Source organism: Chryseobacterium balustinum, assembly GCF_900168205.1.
In the GTDB taxonomy this organism is placed as follows: Bacteria; Bacteroidota; Bacteroidia; order Flavobacteriales; family Weeksellaceae; genus Chryseobacterium; species Chryseobacterium balustinum.
The window spans coordinates 70,164-89,049 of the sequence record NZ_FUZE01000010.1 but is presented as its reverse complement, the minus strand read 5'-3'; the positions used below and the strand labels follow the sequence as shown (position 1 = coordinate 89,049).

The window sequence follows — 18,886 nt, the reverse complement described above, 5'->3', positions numbered from 1 at the left end:
AGTAAAGATTTTAAAGTTTAAATTTCTAATTTTGGGGAAAAGCCCCTGTTTTTCATGAAAAAGAATATCCTTATCGACGTTGAACGACTCAAATATCCTAAATCGGGAATCGCAAATGTTTGCATTTCATTAATCAATGGGATAGACGAAAAAGTGTGCCATTTCAATTATACACTTTACGGTCCAGAGAAAAATATTCCTACAACACGATCTGATTTTAAGATTGTTAACTGGAAATTTTGGCATAAAAAAATTACAATAAGTACTTCGTCTTTTTCACTGATTCATGTAACACATCAACTATCAGATTATTTTCATTCTAAAAAAAGTCATCAGAAAAAGATTGTTACATTACACGATTTGAACTTTCTTCATGATAAAAGTTCTGAAAGAAAAATCGAAAAATCGAAAAAACTCGTTCAAAAAAACATTGGAAATGCTGATGCCATAGTTTGTATTTCAGAGTTTGTGAAAAATGATTTTCTTAAAAATAAGCATTTGTTTACTTTAAAAAACGATGTAAAAATTGAGGTAATTTATAATGGATTGATTTTTCCTGATAATAAAATTTTTAGTTCTGAAAAAAAATATGAGTTTATAGACAGAAAATTTATTCTAAATATTGGGGTGCTTTTCCCCAAAAAAAATCAGAAAGTTTTGCTCAACCTTATTACTAATAGCGAAAGAGAATTGGTTTTGATTACCTCTTCAGCAAAGTCTGAATACAAAGAAAAGTTTCTTGAGAAAGTGAAAAACTTAGGTTTAGAAAAGAAAGTTCATATTTTAGAAAATGTGGATAATAATGAAAAGTATTTTCTGCTTCAACGTTGTGAATCGTATTGTCATCCTTCATTGGCGGAAGGTTTTGGTATTCCTCCAGTTGAAGCAATGTATTTTGGAAAGCCCATCTTTCTAAGCAATTTAACCAGCCTTCCCGAAATTGGCGGTGATTTGGCTTTCTATTTTAATGATTTTACATCAGATTCGATGAAAAGAATTTATGATGAAGGAATTGAAAAATTTAATGCCGATAAGGTAAATTATAAAACAAAATTAAAGGATAGAGCTTCGAAATTCAGTTATAAAAGTATGGCCGAATCCTATGAAGGTTTATATAAAAAATTGTTAGATTAAAGCTTTGTTTTCCCAAATTTGAGCTTCCATTTGAATGCTTTTAAAGAATCATCATACTTGATGTCGATACGATTGACTTCAAATCTCTTTTTAAAAGGATAAGATGCTACATTATTTCCGATTCTCATCGCAGAAACAATTCCGATTCTTTCAAGCATTTTGAAAAATTCTACTTTACGTTTTTTTTCTTTTGGAAATTTCCCATAAGGATAAGCAAGAACTTTTGTGAAGTTAATTTCGTTCTGTTCCAAAATTTCAATGTTTTTTAGAAGATCTGCTTCCGATTCTGATAACATCATTTGTGAAAAATTCTTATGAGAATGGCTGTGTAAAGCAATTTCAACTAAATTAGGGTTCAAAGATTTTATTTCGGTAAAATTCATGTAGACTCTTTCTTCTCCATTCAGATTGTTTTGTATAAACTCAGTAGGAATGAAAATTGTCGCTTTCAACTGGTATTTTTCGAGGAGAGGAATCAGATATTTTAAGTTATTATAATACCCATCATCGAAGGTTAAAATAATTTTATTCTCAATAGATTTTGAAGTTTTTAAATCTTTGAAAAATATAGTTTTGAAATTGTTTTTGATGTAAATCAGTTGCTCTTCTAGATTTTCAATCGTAACAATCAAATCATTTTTATATGCGATAGATTGCGGTAAAACCTGATGATACATCAAAATTCTAATGCTTTCTTTCTTTGAAAGCCCCCAAACTCTTTTAAAAAACTGAACCATATTCTATCTGAATTTATGAATTTCGTGAAGTTTTTTATATTTAAGGAAGGTGTAAAAGGCTGCTGTTGCTGCAGCGTAATAACCAACCAAACCGTCAAGAAATCCTAACCGTAAAAAATAAGATTTGAAGAACTGAAACATAGGTTTAAAAAGAATTTTAAAAATATTAGATTTTTTACCATTCTTATACATCTTTTCTGCCATCATCGAGGTATATTTATTAGACTTTTCGATGTGGTGATAAATGTCTTTGTATGTGTAATGATTTATTTTCCCTTTCAGTTTTCCTTTAGGTTCTGTCGTAATGAATACTTCATGTACAATGTCTTCAGAGTATTTTCCGTGGCCTTTTCTGAAAAGTCTTTCTCTTTTTATATTTCCCCAACCTCCATATTTTAAGGTTTCCCCCAAGAAAATATTATTAAATTCGGCGTCATAAACATTGAATTCCGGTTGTGGTTCTGAAATTATTTTTTTGATTGACTTTTTTAATTCTTCATCAGGAATTTCATCAGAATCTAAAAATAAAATCCATTCAGATTGACATTGCTCAATCGCAAAGTTCTTCTGCTTTCCAAAACCCAGAAATTTTTGCTGAATAAATTTTACTGTTGGAAATTTTGAGCAAATTTCTTCTGTACAGTCTTTAGAAAAACTGTCGACAATAACAATTTCGTCAGCTATATCGTGAATTGCATTCAGATTTTTTTCGATTATTCTATCTTCGTTAAACGTAATTATTGCTACCGAAAGCTTCATAGATTGATGACTTACTGATGCAAAAATACAGTTTATTTTCAGAATTTTAAAGCTGGAAAAAAATAATCGTTATGCATATTCTTCTTTTAGAAATTCATAGGTTTTAAAAGAACTTAAAGCGCTTAAATAGGAAAGTATTAACCCTTTTTTACCGTCTAAGATACCGAGCTTTAGAAAATACATTTTAAAAAAATTAAATGCACTTTTTGATAATTGCTTCACCATTTTATAGTGCACACCTTTTTCGTGTAAATCTTTTGCTTTCAGTTTTGAATAGTGAATAACTTTTTTGTAGTAAGCATCATAAGAATCAAAAGAAAAATGAAGAAGATAGTTTTGTAAAGTCCCGGGGTTATCTACGTTGCTTAACCCTTCATGTACTCTTTTGTTTTCATCATAATGTGCCACTTCTTTTTTGAATAGACGGATGTTTTTATCATTCTGAGTGCCCGAATAATTTACTTTTTCACCCATAAAGAAGAATTTACGTTTAAAAAAATAGGCATTTTGAGTTATAGGTTTTTTTATTTCTTTCAGAATTTCACTTCTCAATTTTGGAGTAATTCTCTCATCAGCGTCTAAAAATAGAATCCAGTCGTTTTTTGCATAAGAAATGCAGAGATTACGCTGTTTGGTAAAGTCTTCAAATTTATTTTGATAGAGGTTTACCTTTGGATATTTATTTTTTATAATGTCAACTGTTTTATCTGTGCTGAAAGAATCCAAGACAATAATTTCATCGGCAAATTCTACCGAGTTTAAAGCTTCTTCAATATTTTTCTCTTCATTAAAGACAATTAATAAAGCACTTATTTTTGGATCTTCCATACCTTTCACATTATAAAAGGTTAGATGAAAAATAAACGCAAAAGTTAAACAATCGTTTGTTCGATTTATTAAATAAATGAATAACACTCTGATTTAGAGTGTTATTCATTTAAAAATATTTGAATTTATTTTTTATAATTCAAGATTGTTTGTTCAATAATCTTCACACAATCTAATAATTGTTCTTCTGTAATAACCAATGGTGGAGCTAATCTGATGATGTTTCCGTGAGTGGGTTTAGCCAAAAGTCCGTTTTCTTTTAACTGTAAGCAAAGATTCCAAGCAGTAGAGCTTTCAGGAGTATCATTAATTAAAATGGCATTTAATAAACCTTTTCCTCTTACCTTGGTAATTAAGTCTGATTTTTCGATTAGTTTTTCAATTTCACTTCTGAACAATTTTCCTAATTCTTCAGCTCTTTCAGAAAGTTTTTCTTCTTCTACCACATCAAGCGCTGCAATGGCAACGGCACATGCAATAGGGTTTCCTCCAAAAGTAGAACCGTGTTGACCCGGCTTGATCACATTCATAATCTCATCATTCGCCAAAACTGCAGATACAGGATACATTCCTCCAGAAAGTGCTTTTCCTAAAATTAAAATATCAGGTTGCACGTTTTCGTGGTGACAAGCAATCAATTTACCCGTTCTTGCAATTCCTGTCTGTACTTCGTCTGCAATGAAAAGAACATTGTATTTTTTACATAATTCTAATGCATTCTTAAGGAAGTTTTCATCCGGAACATAAACTCCAGCTTCTCCCTGAATCGGCTCAACCAAAAAAGCTGCAATATTTTGAGCATCATTTTTTAAAACTTCTTCTAAAGCTGTAAGATCGTTGTAAGGAATTTTTACAAATCCCGGAGTGAAAGGTCCGTAATTTTTATTAGCATCAGGATCGTTTGAGAAAGAAACGATTGTTGTCGTTCTTCCATGGAAATTATTTTCACAAACTACAATTTTAGCTGCATTTTCTGAAATTCCTTTCACTTCATAGCTCCATTTTCTGGCTAACTTTACTGCAGTTTCCACAGCTTCAGCTCCCGAATTCATTGGTAGAACTTTGTCAAAACCAAAAAGGGTAGTGATCTTTTTCTCGTATTCTCCCAAATTTGAATTGTAGAACGCTCTTGAAGTTAAAGCCAGTTTTTTTGCCTGATTTACTAAAGCATCAACAATTTTTGGGTGTGAATGCCCTTGGTTAACTGCTGAATAAGCCGAAAGAAAATCGTAATATTTTTTACCCTCAACATCCCAAACAAAAACGCCTTCACCCTTATCTAAAACCACCGGAAGCGGATGATAATTGTGTGCACCATGTTTTTCTTCGAGTTCGATGAAATATTGTGAGTTTTTTGTTTGTTCTTGTATTGACATATTGTTTTTGCTTTTTTACAAATTTAAACATTCTGAATGAAAGAGATAAACAGTAAAATAATGTTTGAACGATTGTTAATTAAGTTTGTTTTAAGGTAGGTTACATAAGTTTCAGAAGAAAATTCATATAATAAACTTGGCAATCAGATTTTATATCTTTTTATAGGCTTTGATTTAATTTCTTATAAATAAAAAAACCGTCTTTCTAAAAGACGGAATGTTGTATAATTTAGATTTAAAATATTGACTTTAAGGAGCTAAAGTAACTTGATTTTTAATAATATAATTATCAATATAAAATTTAAGCTTTGCTTTTTTTACAGGATCTTTTACTAAATCATAAATGATAACTAGACCGGAATTTCCAAAATCTACAAGAACTGAATTTTCTTTTGTTACCGTACTTTGCCAATCGATAAAGTTAATTGTCGGAGTTTTTTTATCAAGGTTAAATATGCCTGCTTTTGCTTTAGACTTATCACCACCTCTGGTTTTATAATATAATTTCTTTTCGTAGTTTTTTGAGGCTTCTATAGCATCAATTTCATTATTGTTCACGTCGTTTAAATATGTTCTTACACCAATTCTTGCAGCACGTTCACGGTCATGGTTTGTTGTTTTGGCCTGAAAAATCATATCTACTTTTGCTCCAGTGTATATATCTACTGAAACATGAGTTCCATAGTCTTGAACAATCTGTTCAGGAGTTTTTTCCTCAATATCGTTTAAGAAACTTGAAGTTAAATAATTACTCAATAGTTCTGCTGTAGCATTATATCTAAATCTTTTAAGCTTTATAATCATGTTATAACTTCCATAGATATATGAATTATCAAAAGTTTGATCATTTAACATGGCTGATGCAAATGGTATTGTTTTACCGTATACTTTTAAGAGTTTCGTTGCCTCAACTTTCTTAGATATCATTTCCGAAAATGAAGCAGCATCTTTCCCATATTCATCTTTTTGCTCCTGAGAGAGTACTGTTTCATCAGATAGCCGTGAAGGGTTTTCTATTTTAAACTTATCTGTATCTATAATTTTTAATGCGGTAGAGTTTGCATCTGCATATTCCCCTGTTACGTTATAACCATATCCCAAAGCATTATATACCCCAAATTTTTTGACAGGGTCTGTTATAGGAATTGTAATATGTTCTTGATTTTCAAAGTTTTCTGTATTTTTTTCAGCTATTATGTCTTCATCTGTTGATGTACATGATGAAACGATGGCCAATAAGGTTGCACTAAAAAAAATGAAGAGCTGTTTTTTCATAATTTAATTATATTTCTCTAAGATATGATTAAATAGTTTTATAGAGAAGTTTTCTTTTATGATAAAAATCATTGTGAAGCTTTACTTAAAGGGTGCTTCAAGTAAAGCAGTTTTCAATTTTATTATATTTTCAATCCATTATAAAACTCACCATGAATTTTATAGTGTCGTTTTCAGAAATATGACCCTTATTTTCAATCAATTATCTGTAATGAAATATAGTTTTTAGCCCTTCAGCATAGAATTCTTCCAAAGCACGTTTTATTTTTGCAACTGCTTCTTCACGGGCTTGAAAAGTTCTCATCAATTTTACAAGATGTTAATGTGCCAAAGTTTTTGCATTTCGAATACATGTGAACTTCAACAATTAATTTTTATTTGTACCCTTTTTCAAGCAAGATAAAGTATTGAGAGTTTGTTATTTATTTTGCTGTTAGGTATTTATTTTTTATAAAGTTAAATTTCTTTGATATATTTTCTAAATTTACTTTTAATATAGTGGTGATGAAAGTACTATTAATTTTTCTTTTTTCCTTTTTTATAATTTGTATTTCGGGGCAAAGGAACAGGGAAGCTGAAGATTCTGCCAGAATAATATTGCGCCAGAAATTTTTTTATGAAGAAAATGGAAAATTTGGAGTTAAAGACAGTCTTGATAAGAAACTAACTAATGCGACATTCGACAACATTGATTTTTTTGATGAAAATTTATTTGTAGTCGAAAAGAATTCGCTGTTTGGAGTAATCAATCATTTAGGGAAAACAATCGTTCCGGCTCAATACAAAAGTGTGAAAAATAGCAAATCTAATTTTGCAAACGCAAACGCAAATACCAAAGAAAAATTAGAAAAATATTTGAAAGATGTAATCTTTTCTTATACCAATGAAGATTTGTATGATGAGCAATACGGAATTTACTCTAAAAATGGAAAATTGCTGTATCCTCCTATAATTCATCGTTTTTCTGAGATTAAAGAATATAAAAATATTGTCTATTTTATTGTTATTGAGTATCCTAAAACAGAAGGGTTTTCAGGAAAATACAACGAGAATACATTAAAAGTGAGCCAAAATAGACTGGTGAAGTTTGAAAATAACCAATTTAGTGCCCAATCTATAAAAGTAGATTATGACGATTTAGGTTTTTTGCCTATTAAAAATATCTTATTCTACAAAGAAGGTTTTAAAGGAGGCTTTTATAATATGGAAACCGAACAGAAAACCGAACGAAAGTATAAATATTACCGAGTTTTTAATAACAAGATATACGCAGCCAAAGAAAATTTTTATAATTATATTCTTGATGAAAATTTCAACGAAACCATTAGTAAAGACAGCATCAGCAATATAACAAACGGTTATATTTACCTTAAAGAAGGTGTGAATTCTCGCTTGATGAAAAATGGTATGAAATCGAAATTTTCTTACCCATTAATTGAATCTGTTTCTCATTATTATGATTACGGGAATTATTCTAAGAACGAAAATTATGAAAATTATTTATCCCAACTATTCAAATTTCATCCTAGTAAAGGCAAATATGGACTGATTGATTTTAATGGTAACATATTCGTAGAACCAAAGTATGAAATTATAAATGTTTATCCGTTGCGAAAATATGTAGAAGAAAGTTATGATGAAAAAATGGAAGATTATTACAAGAAAAATCATCTTGATTATTTGATTATTCCTGGAGGTTTTTTTGGACCCGAAGGAGCCTATTTTAAGGAGTTTAAAATCATAAATTCTGTTGGCAAAGAAATCGTTTATCTGGACGAAAAAAATTATAATACATACGTTACGGATAATAATTTTGGAAGGTATAGTAAAAAAGGAATAACTAAAGATTTTTTTTATAGTAGTTCTAATCTTCAAAATGGTTTCTTTGTGTACGATATAAGAAACCAAAAGATAGTTTTGGCATCAGATAAAGGTTATTTTTCTCTTAGAAAAAACTTTGGTTTTGTAAGGCGATTTTATGATGAAAAAAACCAAGAAAATACGGTTACTTATTACAGTAACAAGCTGAACAAACTTTATGAAGAAAAAACAGCGATAAAAGAATATGATGAAATAGAGAGAAGTGTTATAAAAAGCAAAGCAATATACTTCTTTAAGAATAATAAAGTAGGGTTGGTTGATTTTGAAGAAAAGAAAGTTTTGCCTGCGGAATATGACAACATTAAAATCGTAAATTTTCATTATTATAACTATTATTATAGAAGTGAAGAAGACCTTGTTACCTCATTTATCGTGACTAAAAACGGGAAAACCGGTTTGTTTAATGACGCATATAAAAAAATAATTCCATTAGAATATGATGAAATAAAATACCTGAGTAATCCGTATTTTGAAGCTTATCTTGTGAAGAAAAATAATAAGTATGGTTTGGTATCTAAAAATAATTTATTGCTTGTACCCATCATTTATGAAAATGAAATTTTCTTTGATTCGGAAAGAAAAAGGTTTGATATAAAAAATGAATATAAAACCGTTTTTATGCTTGATTATAGGCAGTCAAACAAGAATAGTTGGTATAATGTTTACAATGACAATAATTCTTATATCATTACAAATGGTATTATTACAAAGATTGAATAATAAGTACTGTCAATGAAAGCTCTGAAATCATTAGTGATTGGCTTTTAGTAATCAAGAAATTTCAATAAAAAGATTATTTTTTTTTCTACTCCAAACACCTCATTAAAATCCAGCTTCTCACAAAAAAAACCGCCTCATAGGTGAGACGGTTTAAGTATTTATCTAAAATAATCTTAGTGATTATCATATTTTCTATCCATTACAAAACTCTCCATGAATTTTGTCGTGTAGTTTCCTGAAAGATAATCTTCATCTTCCATCAACTGTCTATGGAAAGGAATTGTAGTTTTTACACCTTCAACATAGAATTCTTCCAATGCACGTTTCATTTTTGCAATCGCTTCTTCACGGGTTTGAGCCGTAGTAATCAGTTTTGCAATCATTGAATCGTAGTTAGAAGGAATGGTATATCCAGAATAAACGTGAGTGTCTACTCTGATGCCGTGGCCTCCAGGAATATTTAATCCAGTGATTTTTCCCGGTGAAGGTCTGAAATCTGCATAAGGATCTTCCGCATTGATTCTACACTCAATTGAGTGTAATTTTGGATAATAATTAATTCCTGAAATTGGAGCTCCTGAAGCTAATAAGATTTGCTCACGAATCAAATCGTAATCTACAACTTGCTCCGTAATAGGGTGCTCAACCTGAATTCTTGTGTTCATTTCCATGAAATAAAAATTTCTGTGCTTGTCAACAAGGAATTCAATAGTTCCTACCCCTTCATAACCGATAAATTCTGCTGCTTTTACCGCTGCATCACCCATTTTCTCACGAAGCTCGTCAGTCATGAATGGAGAAGGAGTTTCTTCAGTTAATTTTTGGTTTCTTCTTTGTACAGAACAGTCTCTTTCAGAAAGGTGACAAGCTTTACCAAATTGGTCACCTGCAACCTGAATTTCAATATGTCTTGGTTCTTCAATCAGTTTCTCCATGTACATACCTCCGTTTCCGAAGGCTGCAACAGCTTCCTGAATTGCAGATTCCCAGTGTTCTTTTAGGTCTTCAGCTTTCCAAACAGCTCTCATCCCTTTACCTCCACCACCTGCGGTAGCTTTAATCATTACCGGATAACCTGTTTCTTCTGCAGTTTTTACGGCATGCTCGTAAGATTCAATTAAACCTTCAGAACCAGGTACACAAGGTACGTTTGCCGCTTTCATGGTTGCTTTAGCGTTTGCTTTGTCTCCCATTCTTTCAATTTGCTCAGGACTTGCACCAATAAATTTGATACCGTTTTTCTGACAGATTCTTGAGAAATTAGCATTTTCGGATAAGAAACCATACCCAGGGTGAATTGCATCAGCATTGGTAATCTCTGCAGCAGCAATAATATTAGGTATTTTAAGATAAGAGTCTTTACTCATTGCAGGACCAATACAAACAGCCTCGTCAGCAAATCTTACATGAAGACTGTCTTTGTCGGCAGTAGAATATACTGCAACGGTTTTGATTCCCATTTCTTTACAAGTACGTAAAATACGCATTGCAATTTCGCCACGATTGGCAATTAATATTTTTTTGAACATCTTCTTCAATTTGAAAATTAGATAATTTGAAAATTAGATAATGTTATTTTAATGTAGAATTTAATCTAACATCTAATGTCTAACATCTAACTTCTAATCAAGATGGATCTACTAAGAATAATGGTTGGTCGTATTCAACAGGAGTAGCATCATCAACTAAAATCTTAACGATTTTACCGCTCACTTCAGACTCAATTTGGTTGAATAACTTCATTGCTTCGATTACACAAACTACTTTTCCGTTAGAAACTTCATCACCTACGTTTACAAAAACATCTTTATCTGGAGATGGTTTTCTGTAGAAAGTTCCGATCATTGGAGACTTAATAGTTACATATTTACTATCATCAGAAGCCGCTTCTGTTTTTTCTGGAGATGCAGAAACCAGAGCTGGAGCGTGGCCTGGAGCTACCTGTTGTGGAGCTTGCTGATACATTGCAGGCTGAGCAACATAGCTTACTTCATTACCTCCTAGTGGAGTTTTAATAGTAATTTCGAAATCTTTAGTTTTGTATTTTACTTCTGAAACTTCAGCTTTAGATACAAACTTGATAAGATTTTGTATGTCTTTAATGTCCATAAATTTGATATTTGATTTGCTGTCAAAGATACCAAAAAAACACAAAAAACAACAAAAAACCGCCAAATTTTATAAAAATTGGGCGGTTTCTGTATTAAAACGAGTGTTTTTCGATGAAAAGCGACTCTTAGTTTTCTTCTATAGTAGCTACTTCTTTTTCCATAACTATTTTACCTCTGTAATATAGTTTTCCTTCATGCCAGTGAGCTCTGTGGTATAAATGCATTTCTCCTGATGTTGCATCTTTTGCTAATTGAGGAACTACAGCTTTATAATGAGTTCTTCTCTTATCTCTTCTTGTAGACGATTGTCTTCTCTTTGGATGTGCCATTTTGTAATAACTTTTTTAATTGATGAGTGATGAGATTCATCATCTCATCATTAAACTATTTAATTTTTATTCTTTAAATTTTTTAATGCGTCCCATCTTGGGTCGCTTTTTTGTTCTTCCTCTTCTATTTCTTCTGGACTGAATTTTTCAAGGATTTCCAAATCTTCATCACTTATATTGGGTGATAATTTTTTCATGGGTATTGAAAGTGCCACATTTTCATATATCAATTGTGAAATATTAAAAGCGTGGTCGTTTGTAGGAATGGTGATAACATCTTCTTCGCTGTCATCGTATTCTTCCCCAAACTTTACCAAAATACCGATTTGGTTTTCAATAGAGTGTGTAAAATCTTCGTTGCTGATATCGCAAACCAATTCTACTGTACCCTCTACTTTTATTTCAAACTCTAAAAAAGTAGTGTGCTTATCAAGTAAAACATCTACTGCTATTTTAGGATTTGTAAATTCCTGATCAGTTTCAAATAATTGAAAGAACTCTTTATCTATCTCATATTTGAACTCGTGCTTACCAGTTTTTAGCCCGGAAAAGCTTACGTCGTAGTTTCTTAACTTGTCCATAAAATGAGTGTGCAAAAATATGCATTTTTTTTAATATTACAAATAAAATTCATAACAAATTAATTTTTATTCGTTTACAGATTTTACATTTCGCTTTCTATAGGTAAATCTTCATCGACTCCGTTGTCTGAAGGCATTCTTCTTGGCTGCAGACGATTGCTCATCAAATCTTTATAATCATTTCTGTGATTATAAATTTTAATTGCCGTAAAAATCGCCTCCACAAAACTCTGTTCATCAGCGATGTTTTTTCCTGCAATATCATAGGCTACACCGTGATCGGGAGAGGTTCTGATAAAAGGAAGTGCTGCCGTATAATTTACACCTTCTTCATAAGCAAGTGTTTTAAAAGGAGCTAATCCTTGGTCGTGATACATCGCAAGCACAGCATCGTAGTTTTTGTATTTTGCCGGCTGGAAATAGCTGTCCGCTGGAAAAGGTCCGAACGTAAGGATTCCGCTGTCTGAAAGTTCTTTTATTGCCGGAGAAATGATTTCTATTTCTTCGTTTCCGATTACTCCACCGTCACCTGAGTGAGGGTTTAAACCTAAGACTGCAATTTTGGGTCTTCTGATAGCGAAATCTTCAATTAACGTCTGATTTAAAGCTCGAATCTGCTTTTTTATTTTTTCTTTAGAAATGTTTTCAGCAACCTGAGAGATAGGAATGTGGTGAGTAGAAACTGCTACTTTCAAATCTTCTGACACCAAAAACATTAATCCTTTTTTATTAAATTTTTCTTCAAAATAACCGGTGTGACCTGCATGTTTGAAACCCATCTTCATCATTTCATCTTTGTTGATTGGCGCAGTTACCAAAACGTCAATTTCACCTTTCATTAAAGCTTCAGTTGCAGCTTCTAATGAGTCTATTGCCATTTTTGTCGATTCTTCTGTAGGTTTTCCTAATTCTACATTAGAATTTTCTTTCACTAGATTCACCATATTGAGCTTTCCGTTTTGAGCTTGCGAAGCTTCAGTAATGTAGTTGAAGTTTAAATTAAGCTTAAAAAGGTTTTTTTGATAGGTGAAAAGTTTACCTGACCCAAAAATAACTGGAGTGAAAAAATCAGTAATGGTTTTGTCAATCAGAGACTTCATGATGATTTCGGGGCCAATGCCGTTGAAGTCACCAATTGAAATTCCTACTCGTACTTTATGGTTTTTTGGGCTCATTTTGATTATCTTTGAAGATTATAATTTTACAAATTTAGCAAAAAATAATATGTTCACAGGAATTATTGAAGCAGTAGGAGTTATTGAGAAGATACAAGAAAACGGAACGAATATAGACTTTACCCTAAGTTGCTCTTTTACGAACGAACTAAAGATTGATCAAAGTCTTGCGCATAATGGCTGTTGTTTAACGGTTGTAGAGATTAAAGATGATCAGTATGTGGTTACGGCAATCAATGAAACTTTGGAAAAAACCAATTTAGGAAAATGGAAAAAGGGGAGTGTGGTAAATTTGGAGCGTTGCATGATGATGAATGGAAGGCTTGATGGGCATATTGTACAAGGGCATGTAGACAAAACCGGAGAAATTGTGAGCATCGAAAACAAAGATGGCAGTTATTTTGTTACTGTAAAATATAATTCAGAAGGTAATTTTGTTACAGTTCCTCAAGGTTCAATCACGATGAATGGAATTAGTTTGACGGTAGCTAAAAGTGAAGATTTTCAGTTTTCTGTAGCAATCATCCCGTATACTTGGGAGTTTACCAATATGAATACCCTTCAAGTGGGCGATAAAGTCAATCTTGAATTTGATATTATTGGTAAGTATATTTCAAAATTAATTAGCAGGCAGAATGGCATTTAATAAATATAAAGGATATAGTTTAAGAAACCGTGTATTTTTCGGATTCTTATTAATATGTCTTTTAAGTGTTGCCGCATCTTCTCTTGTTCCTTACTTTGTTTTGCGAAATAATGCGTTGGAGCAGAGTAAAATTGATATGCAGGAGAAAACCAATGCGGTGATGGCCTATTTTGATTATGCTTTGAGTCGTAGTACGGTACAAACCGAAGACCTTAGAAAGGTTTTAGGAAATAAGATATTTGAGATTGCAGATATTAACCAACATGATATTATTGTTTACGATCTGAAGGGGAATTATTTGCTTTCAAATAAAGATTTGAATCTTGTTGATCGCAAGAAAATCCCAATGGATATTGTTAATAAACTCTTGTCGAAAGAGACTCGATATGATGTTCGTGGGTATGATGCTTCCAAAGATGCGGTGTATACTTCATCATATCTTGTTCTGAAAAATAATATGTGGGAACCTATCGGAATTATCTATATTCCGTTGTATCATAATGAGTCTGCTTATATGGAGGTTTTACATAAGTATGTGATTTATATTCTTTTAATAGACTTAATTATTATTGTTTTCAGTATCTGGCTTAGTTGGGTTACATCAAATAATTTAGCTAAAAATATTACGAAATTCTCTGATATGATTACGCGTATCACTCTTTTTGAAAATGAAATGCGCCCTATTAAATATTATAAAAATGATGAGTTGAATGCTTTGGCGAGAGCGTATAACAGGATGATTCTTCAAATTCAGGATCAGAAAGAAAGGCTTCGTTTTAAAGCGTCAGAAGAAGCGTGGCGAGAAATGGCAAAACAGGTTGCTCATGAAGTGAAAAATCCTTTAACACCGATGAAGCTGACTATTCAGAATTTTGAAAGAAAGTTTGATCCCCAAGATCCAAATATTACAGAAAGAGTAAAGCAGATGAGTAAAACAATGGTTGATCAGATCGATGTTATTGCGACAGTAGCTTCTGCCTTTTCAGAATTTGCAAAACTTCCCGAAAAAAATAATGAAGTAATCAATCTGAATAATGAGATAGAAGATATTTTAAGGGTTTTCAACGATGATCAGATATTTGTTCATTCTAATAAGAGCAATATTATGATTACGATGGATCGTGTTTTCCTTTCGAGAATTATTACCAATTTGGTTACTAATGCTAAGCAGGCAAAAAGTGATGATAGAGATTTGTTGGTGAATGTAGATATTGAGCAGCATCAGAGAAGGGTCATAATTTCTGTGCAGGATAACGGAATCGGGATTCCTGAGGGTATGTATGAAAAGATTTTTGAGCCTAATTTTACCTCTAAAAATAGTGGGATGGGACTTGGTTTATCAATGGTTAGAAAAATGGTTGAAGATTATAAAGGAGAAATTTCTGTGAAATCTGAAGTAGGAAAAGGTTCTACATTCATCATTACTTTACCGACTAATTTATAGTGAAATCTTTTAAATTTAAACAGTTCGAAATTCAGCAGTCAAAAAACGTATTCCGTGTAGGAACAGATGGTGTTTTGTTGGGTTCTTTAGCGAATATAGATAATGCCTCTAAAGTATTGGAAGTAGGAACGGGAGCAGGCTTGATTTCATTGATGTTGGCTCAAAGAAATTCTTATGCAGAATTTTTAGGAATTGATATAAATGAAGAAGCGGTAAGTCTTACTCGAAGTAATTTTGAAAACTCACCTTTTCAATTAAGACTAAAAAATAGGCATCAGGATTTTAAAAATTTTGAATCGGATGAAAAATTTGATTTAATTGTTTCAAATCCACCATATTTTGAAGAATCGGATTCCGAAAAAGATAAACTGGCGCGTCAAACCGTTGGGTTGAATTTTTTGCAGTTGATTTCAAAATCATCAAAACTGCTTTCTGAAAACGGCATTTTTTCGGTCATTATTCCTTCTGAAGTAGGAAATGATTTTACGAAAATTGCCAATGAAAATCAATTATTTCTGATCAGACAGGTTAATATTAAAGGAATTGAAAATTCAAAAGTAAAAAGATTAATTCTGGAATTTTCTTTAACGAAAAAAGAAGTTGAAGAATCTGAATGTATTATAGAAAAAAGTCCGAGACAATACTCGGACCAATATATTGAACTCACCAAAGAGTTTCATGTCTTTAAAGAAGTTAGAAATTAGTAATATCTTAATTTCTCAATTTTTTAATGTACTTTATTCAAACAATTCTGAGGTATCCAATACAGAAACTTTTCCGTCTTCACATCTGATTGCTTCTCCCGGGAAATTTTGAATCATGTGATAATCGTGAGTTGCCATTACAACAGCAGCGTGATTTTCTTCAGCTACTGTTTTCAACAGCGTCATAATTTCGTTAGAAGTTTCAGGGTCTAAATTTCCTGTTGGCTCATCCGCTAAGATTAAGTCTGGGTGATTAAGAAGAGCTCTTGCAATGGCGATACGCTGTTGCTCTCCACCAGAAAGTTCATGCGGCATTTTGTGCTTTTTACCTTTCATGTTTACACTTGAAAGCACTTCATTGATTCGCTCATCGATTTTGTGTTTGTCACTCCATCCTGTAGCTTCCAGTACAAATTTTAAGTTTTTTTCAACCGTTCTGTCAGAAAGCAACTGAAAATCCTGGAAAACAATTCCTAGCTTCCTTCTTAGGTTAGGAACGTCTGATGCTTTTAATTTAGCCAAATCAAAACCTACGACCTCCGCTTTTCCTGCAACCAACGGGATGTGCCCGTAAAGAGTTTTCAAAAGTGAGCTTTTTCCGGAGCCTGTTTTTCCGATAAGATAGCAGAATCTTCCTTTTTTAATAGTAAGGTTGACGTCAGAGAGTACCGTGAAACTTTTTTGAGCAATCTTTGCATGATCCAGGCTTACAATGATGTCTCCGGTGATATTTGTATGTGGCATAAATTCAATTTTTATAGGCTTTTCAGAAAGCACTTTTTTTAGATTTTAAAAATAAAAAAAGATATTCTATAAACCTAAAAATTAATATATTTTAACAACAAAAAATGCCTGAAAAAGTACTTTTCAAGCATAATCTGTATATTGTAATTAAAGAATTATCTTTTAGCTCTTGCAGAACTTACTGAAAGGCTTTTTCTGCCTTTAGCTCTTCTTGCAGCTAAAACTCTTCTACCGTTTGGTGTAGACATTCTTTCTCTGAAACCGTGTTTGTTTCTTTTCTTTCTTTCTGATGGCTGGAACGTTCTTTTACTCATTACTATATATTTTAGTCGTAATTATCTATTAATTTTCAGGTTGCAAAGATATCATTTTTTTTATTAGATACAAATATTACCTTTCTTTTTTTGAAATATTTTTAATTGATTTATAGAGGAGTTAATGAAAAAAACTGCACGCATGCTATTTTATATTTACTATTCTTTCCGTTTAAAACCTTTATCTTTGGAAACTCAAATTTAAAGAAAATGTTTACACCTGCAGAACTTTTAGAAATTAGTCAGCTTCTTGTCCCGGAAAATAAAATTGTTATTCTTACCCATTATAACCCGGATGGAGATGCTATTGGCTCAAGTTTAGGTTTAAAACATTACTTAAAAGCAAAAGGTTTGGAAGCTGAGGTCGTTGTTCCCAACGATTTTCCTAAGTTTTTGAAATGGATGCCTGAAGCGAAGAAAAATATTGTAGGCGAATACAAAAGAAAAGTGGCCTTTGATATTATTAATGAAGCCGATGTCATTTTCTGTTTAGATTTCAATTCTCCTGCAAGAATCGGGATTCTAGGAGATTGGTTGATGAGAGCAAAGGCAAAAAAAATCCTTATAGACCATCATCAGCAACCTGAAGATTTCGATTTTGTGTATTCAGATACCGTTATTCCGGCGACTTGCCAGATGGTTTATCATTTCATTGAAGCCATGAATGATGAAGATTTGGTTAATAAAGATATTGCAGAATGCCTTTATACAGGTATTATGACCGACACAGGAGGTTTTCGTTTTCGTTCTACCAGTGCGACAACGCATAGAATTGTTGCTAATTTAATTGAAAAAGGAGCAGATCCGTCTGTAATTACATCCAATACCTGGGATACCAATACCGTTTCACGTTTGCATTTATTGGCGCTAATTCTTGGGAGAATAGAGGTCGTAAATGATGGGAAAGTTGCGGTATTATATCTCACAAGAACAGAACTTAAGGAGTATGGTTTCCAGAAAGGCGATACAGAAGGTTTTGTAAATTACGGATTGAGTATTGTCGGAGTAAAAATGGCAGCTTTTTTCATGGAAGATCTTTATGAGGATTTCATTAAAATTTCTTTTAGAAGTAAAGATGATGTCGATGTAAATCAGTTTTCAAGAAAATATTTCAGCGGTGGAGGTCACATCAATGCAGCGGGAGGAAAATCTATGGAATCTTTACCAGACACGATTGAAACTTTTAAAAGCAGAATTGCGGAGGAGAATTTGTAGTTTAAATTAAAGAGAGTAAGATTAAAAATCTGCGCTAACTTTGTCATTCAGAGCGAAACGTAGTGTAGCGTGGAATCTAATCTAATTTGAGATTGCTTCGTCGCTTCACTTCTCGCAATGACAAGCTACACTTTCCTATATCCTCTTTCTTCAAGGTCATTACAGGTATATTCATACACTTCCTGAAACATCACATCCAGAAACTTTTTATTGAAAAGGCTGAATTTGGTCATCTTGGGTGGGTCTAAAAATATATCGCAATGGCTTGCTTTAGAGTAAACAGATTTGGCAATGGCTAGATGTAAAATACGGTCAAATTCTTTCATTAAACTCATGTTTTCCAATCCGTCGTAGCTAATAGAATTGACGTGTGAGGCAATCAGGAAATCGCATTTGTCAATGATAGGTTCTATTGGTAGATTGTCTAAAACCCCGCCGTCGACATAAATTTTTTCTCCAATTTTTACAGGAGGTAAAACAAAAGGCACACTTGAAGAGGCTAAAAGTGGCCCGAAAAGCTCACCTTCAGAGAAAAAATCAACAATGCCGTGAGTCATTTCCGTCGCAGTAACATACACTGGAATTTTTAAAATCTTAAAATCATCTTCGGGAAAATGGTCATTAAAAAGTTTAAGAATAAATTTTGAGCTGAAAATTCCGTTTTTGGAAAGTTTTAGGTAAGAACGTGAAAAAAACGTAGTCTGCCTTACGATTTCCATCATTTCATCAGGTGTTTTTCCGAACGAATAAAATGCGCCAACAATAGAACCGGCACTCGTTCCTGAAATAATGTCCGGTTTAAGATCATATTCTTCCAATGCTTTTAAAACAGCAATGTGGGCAATTCCGCGCATTCCGCCGCCGGAAAGTGTAAGTCCTATAATGGGTTTTTTTTTTTGAAAGAAAATAAATT

The 18,886-nt window shown here is 32.3% G+C and carries 19 protein-coding genes; 6 read left to right on the top strand and 13 right to left on the bottom strand.

Translation table 11 applies throughout. The features are described from left to right. The first annotated feature begins 54 nt into the window (after nt 1–54). Nucleotides 55–1,134 (top strand): glycosyltransferase family 4 protein, encoded by a 1,080-nt coding sequence (locus B5X64_RS12900; protein ID WP_079465646.1) that lies wholly within the window; start codon nt 55–57, stop codon nt 1,132–1,134. Here the strand turns inward: B5X64_RS12900 and B5X64_RS12895 are convergent. The 5 genes from B5X64_RS12895 to B5X64_RS12875 form a co-directional block, all read right to left on the bottom strand. Beyond that, nucleotides 1,131–1,871: a polysaccharide deacetylase family protein gene (locus tag B5X64_RS12895; RefSeq protein ID WP_079465645.1), complete on the bottom strand. Its 741-nt coding sequence runs from the start codon at nt 1,869–1,871 to the stop codon at nt 1,131–1,133. The genes B5X64_RS12900 and B5X64_RS12895 overlap by 4 nt on opposite strands. A 3-nt stretch (nt 1,872–1,874) precedes the next feature. Further along, on the bottom strand, nt 1,875–2,630 hold the full coding sequence (locus B5X64_RS12890; RefSeq protein WP_079465644.1) for a glycosyltransferase family 2 protein: 756 nt from the start codon (nt 2,628–2,630) through the stop codon (nt 1,875–1,877). 69 nt (nt 2,631–2,699) lie between these two features. Continuing rightward, nucleotides 2,700–3,458, bottom strand: a complete 759-nt coding sequence (locus tag B5X64_RS12885; protein WP_079465643.1) for a glycosyltransferase family 2 protein — start codon at nt 3,456–3,458, stop codon at nt 2,700–2,702. Between the two features lie 125 nt (nt 3,459–3,583). After that, complete coding sequence (gene rocD, locus B5X64_RS12880) at nt 3,584–4,834, bottom strand: ornithine--oxo-acid transaminase (RefSeq protein WP_079465642.1); 1,251 nt, start codon at nt 4,832–4,834, stop codon at nt 3,584–3,586. A 249-nt stretch (nt 4,835–5,083) separates the two neighbouring features. Continuing rightward, nucleotides 5,084–6,109 carry an MAC/perforin domain-containing protein gene (locus tag B5X64_RS12875; RefSeq protein WP_079465641.1) on the bottom strand — a complete coding sequence of 342 codons (1,026 nt, stop codon included), beginning with the start codon at nt 6,107–6,109 and terminating at the stop codon, nt 5,084–5,086. Nucleotides 6,110–6,613: 504 nt separating this feature from the next. On the opposite strand from B5X64_RS12875, the gene B5X64_RS12870 reads away from it, so the two are divergent. Further along, on the top strand, nt 6,614–8,710 hold the full coding sequence (locus B5X64_RS12870) for a WG repeat-containing protein (RefSeq protein WP_079465640.1): 2,097 nt from the start codon (nt 6,614–6,616) through the stop codon (nt 8,708–8,710). A gap of 173 nt (nt 8,711–8,883) precedes the next feature. On the opposite strand, the gene accC is transcribed toward B5X64_RS12870, so the two are convergent. From accC to pdxA, 5 genes are all read right to left on the bottom strand, one after another. Continuing rightward, nucleotides 8,884–10,239: an acetyl-CoA carboxylase biotin carboxylase subunit gene (accC, locus tag B5X64_RS12865; protein WP_066674717.1), complete on the bottom strand. Its 1,356-nt coding sequence runs from the start codon at nt 10,237–10,239 to the stop codon at nt 8,884–8,886. 97 nt (nt 10,240–10,336) lie between these two features. Next, nucleotides 10,337–10,819: an acetyl-CoA carboxylase biotin carboxyl carrier protein gene (accB, locus tag B5X64_RS12860; RefSeq protein ID WP_079465639.1), complete on the bottom strand. Its 483-nt coding sequence runs from the start codon at nt 10,817–10,819 to the stop codon at nt 10,337–10,339. A 127-nt stretch (nt 10,820–10,946) separates the two neighbouring features. Then, on the bottom strand, nt 10,947–11,150 hold the full coding sequence (gene rpmF, locus B5X64_RS12855; RefSeq protein WP_079465638.1) for a 50S ribosomal protein L32: 204 nt from the start codon (nt 11,148–11,150) through the stop codon (nt 10,947–10,949). A gap of 59 nt (nt 11,151–11,209) precedes the next feature. Then, a complete protein-coding gene (locus tag B5X64_RS12850) occupies nt 11,210–11,731 on the bottom strand; it encodes a YceD family protein (protein WP_079465637.1) in 522 nt (173 codons plus the stop codon). A gap of 83 nt (nt 11,732–11,814) precedes the next feature. Then, on the bottom strand, nt 11,815–12,906 hold the full coding sequence (gene pdxA / locus B5X64_RS12845) for a 4-hydroxythreonine-4-phosphate dehydrogenase PdxA (protein ID WP_079465636.1): 1,092 nt from the start codon (nt 12,904–12,906) through the stop codon (nt 11,815–11,817). Between the two features lie 49 nt (nt 12,907–12,955). Between pdxA and B5X64_RS12840 the strand changes: the two genes are divergently transcribed. From B5X64_RS12840 to B5X64_RS12830, 3 genes are read left to right on the top strand one after another with little or no spacing between them, the layout of a single operon-like run. Continuing rightward, entirely contained in the window at nt 12,956–13,552 is a 597-nt protein-coding gene (locus tag B5X64_RS12840) for a riboflavin synthase (RefSeq protein ID WP_079465697.1), read from the top strand. Further along, nucleotides 13,542–14,996 (top strand): sensor histidine kinase, encoded by a 1,455-nt coding sequence (locus B5X64_RS12835; RefSeq protein WP_079465635.1) that lies wholly within the window; start codon nt 13,542–13,544, stop codon nt 14,994–14,996. Before B5X64_RS12840 ends, B5X64_RS12835 begins: the two co-directional genes overlap by 11 nt. Beyond that, on the top strand, nt 14,996–15,700 hold the full coding sequence (locus tag B5X64_RS12830; protein ID WP_079465634.1) for a tRNA1(Val) (adenine(37)-N6)-methyltransferase: 705 nt from the start codon (nt 14,996–14,998) through the stop codon (nt 15,698–15,700). Before B5X64_RS12835 ends, B5X64_RS12830 begins: the two co-directional genes overlap by 1 nt. Nucleotides 15,701–15,733: 33 nt before the next feature. Here the strand turns inward: B5X64_RS12830 and B5X64_RS12825 are convergent, their stop codons facing one another. Together B5X64_RS12825 and rpmH are read right to left on the bottom strand one after the other, a co-directional pair. After that, nucleotides 15,734–16,444: a cell division ATP-binding protein FtsE gene (locus B5X64_RS12825; RefSeq protein WP_079465696.1), complete on the bottom strand. Its 711-nt coding sequence runs from the start codon at nt 16,442–16,444 to the stop codon at nt 15,734–15,736. 155 nt (nt 16,445–16,599) lie between these two features. Next, a complete protein-coding gene (gene rpmH, locus B5X64_RS12820; RefSeq protein WP_054511485.1) occupies nt 16,600–16,758 on the bottom strand; it encodes a 50S ribosomal protein L34 in 159 nt (52 codons plus the stop codon). Nucleotides 16,759–16,968: 210 nt separating this feature from the next. Here rpmH and B5X64_RS12815 point away from each other — a divergent pair, with 210 nt between their 5' ends. Continuing rightward, entirely contained in the window at nt 16,969–17,973 is a 1,005-nt protein-coding gene (locus B5X64_RS12815) for a DHH family phosphoesterase (protein ID WP_079465633.1), read from the top strand. Between the two features lie 125 nt (nt 17,974–18,098). Here the strand turns inward: B5X64_RS12815 and B5X64_RS12810 are convergent, their stop codons facing one another. Next, nucleotides 18,099–18,854, bottom strand: a complete 756-nt coding sequence (locus B5X64_RS12810) for a patatin-like phospholipase family protein (protein WP_228418910.1) — start codon at nt 18,852–18,854, stop codon at nt 18,099–18,101. Nucleotides 18,855–18,886 lie beyond the last annotated feature (32 nt).

Excerpts from the sequence above, each read along its gene's own strand:
- B5X64_RS12900 (WP_079465646.1), top strand. The coding sequence starts at position 55 with ATGAAAAAGAATATCCTTATCGACGTTGAACGACTCAAATATCCTAAA.
- B5X64_RS12895 (WP_079465645.1), bottom strand. The coding sequence starts at position 1,871 with ATGGTTCAGTTTTTTAAAAGAGTTTGGGGGCTTTCAAAGAAAGAAAGC.
- B5X64_RS12890 (WP_079465644.1), bottom strand. The coding sequence starts at position 2,630 with ATGAAGCTTTCGGTAGCAATAATTACGTTTAACGAAGATAGAATAATC.
- B5X64_RS12885 (WP_079465643.1), bottom strand. The coding sequence starts at position 3,458 with ATGGAAGATCCAAAAATAAGTGCTTTATTAATTGTCTTTAATGAAGAG.
- rocD (WP_079465642.1), bottom strand. The coding sequence starts at position 4,834 with ATGTCAATACAAGAACAAACAAAAAACTCACAATATTTCATCGAACTC.
- B5X64_RS12875 (WP_079465641.1), bottom strand. The coding sequence starts at position 6,109 with ATGAAAAAACAGCTCTTCATTTTTTTTAGTGCAACCTTATTGGCCATC.
- B5X64_RS12870 (WP_079465640.1), top strand. The coding sequence starts at position 6,614 with ATGAAAGTACTATTAATTTTTCTTTTTTCCTTTTTTATAATTTGTATT.
- accC (WP_066674717.1), bottom strand. The coding sequence starts at position 10,239 with ATGTTCAAAAAAATATTAATTGCCAATCGTGGCGAAATTGCAATGCGT.
- accB (WP_079465639.1), bottom strand. The coding sequence starts at position 10,819 with ATGGACATTAAAGACATACAAAATCTTATCAAGTTTGTATCTAAAGCT.
- rpmF (WP_079465638.1), bottom strand. The coding sequence starts at position 11,150 with ATGGCACATCCAAAGAGAAGACAATCGTCTACAAGAAGAGATAAGAGA.
- B5X64_RS12850 (WP_079465637.1), bottom strand. The coding sequence starts at position 11,731 with ATGGACAAGTTAAGAAACTACGACGTAAGCTTTTCCGGGCTAAAAACT.
- pdxA (WP_079465636.1), bottom strand. The coding sequence starts at position 12,906 with ATGAGCCCAAAAAACCATAAAGTACGAGTAGGAATTTCAATTGGTGAC.
- B5X64_RS12840 (WP_079465697.1), top strand. The coding sequence starts at position 12,956 with ATGTTCACAGGAATTATTGAAGCAGTAGGAGTTATTGAGAAGATACAA.
- B5X64_RS12835 (WP_079465635.1), top strand. The coding sequence starts at position 13,542 with ATGGCATTTAATAAATATAAAGGATATAGTTTAAGAAACCGTGTATTT.
- B5X64_RS12825 (WP_079465696.1), bottom strand. The coding sequence starts at position 16,444 with ATGCCACATACAAATATCACCGGAGACATCATTGTAAGCCTGGATCAT.
- rpmH (WP_054511485.1), bottom strand. The coding sequence starts at position 16,758 with ATGAGTAAAAGAACGTTCCAGCCATCAGAAAGAAAGAAAAGAAACAAA.
- B5X64_RS12815 (WP_079465633.1), top strand. The coding sequence starts at position 16,969 with ATGTTTACACCTGCAGAACTTTTAGAAATTAGTCAGCTTCTTGTCCCG.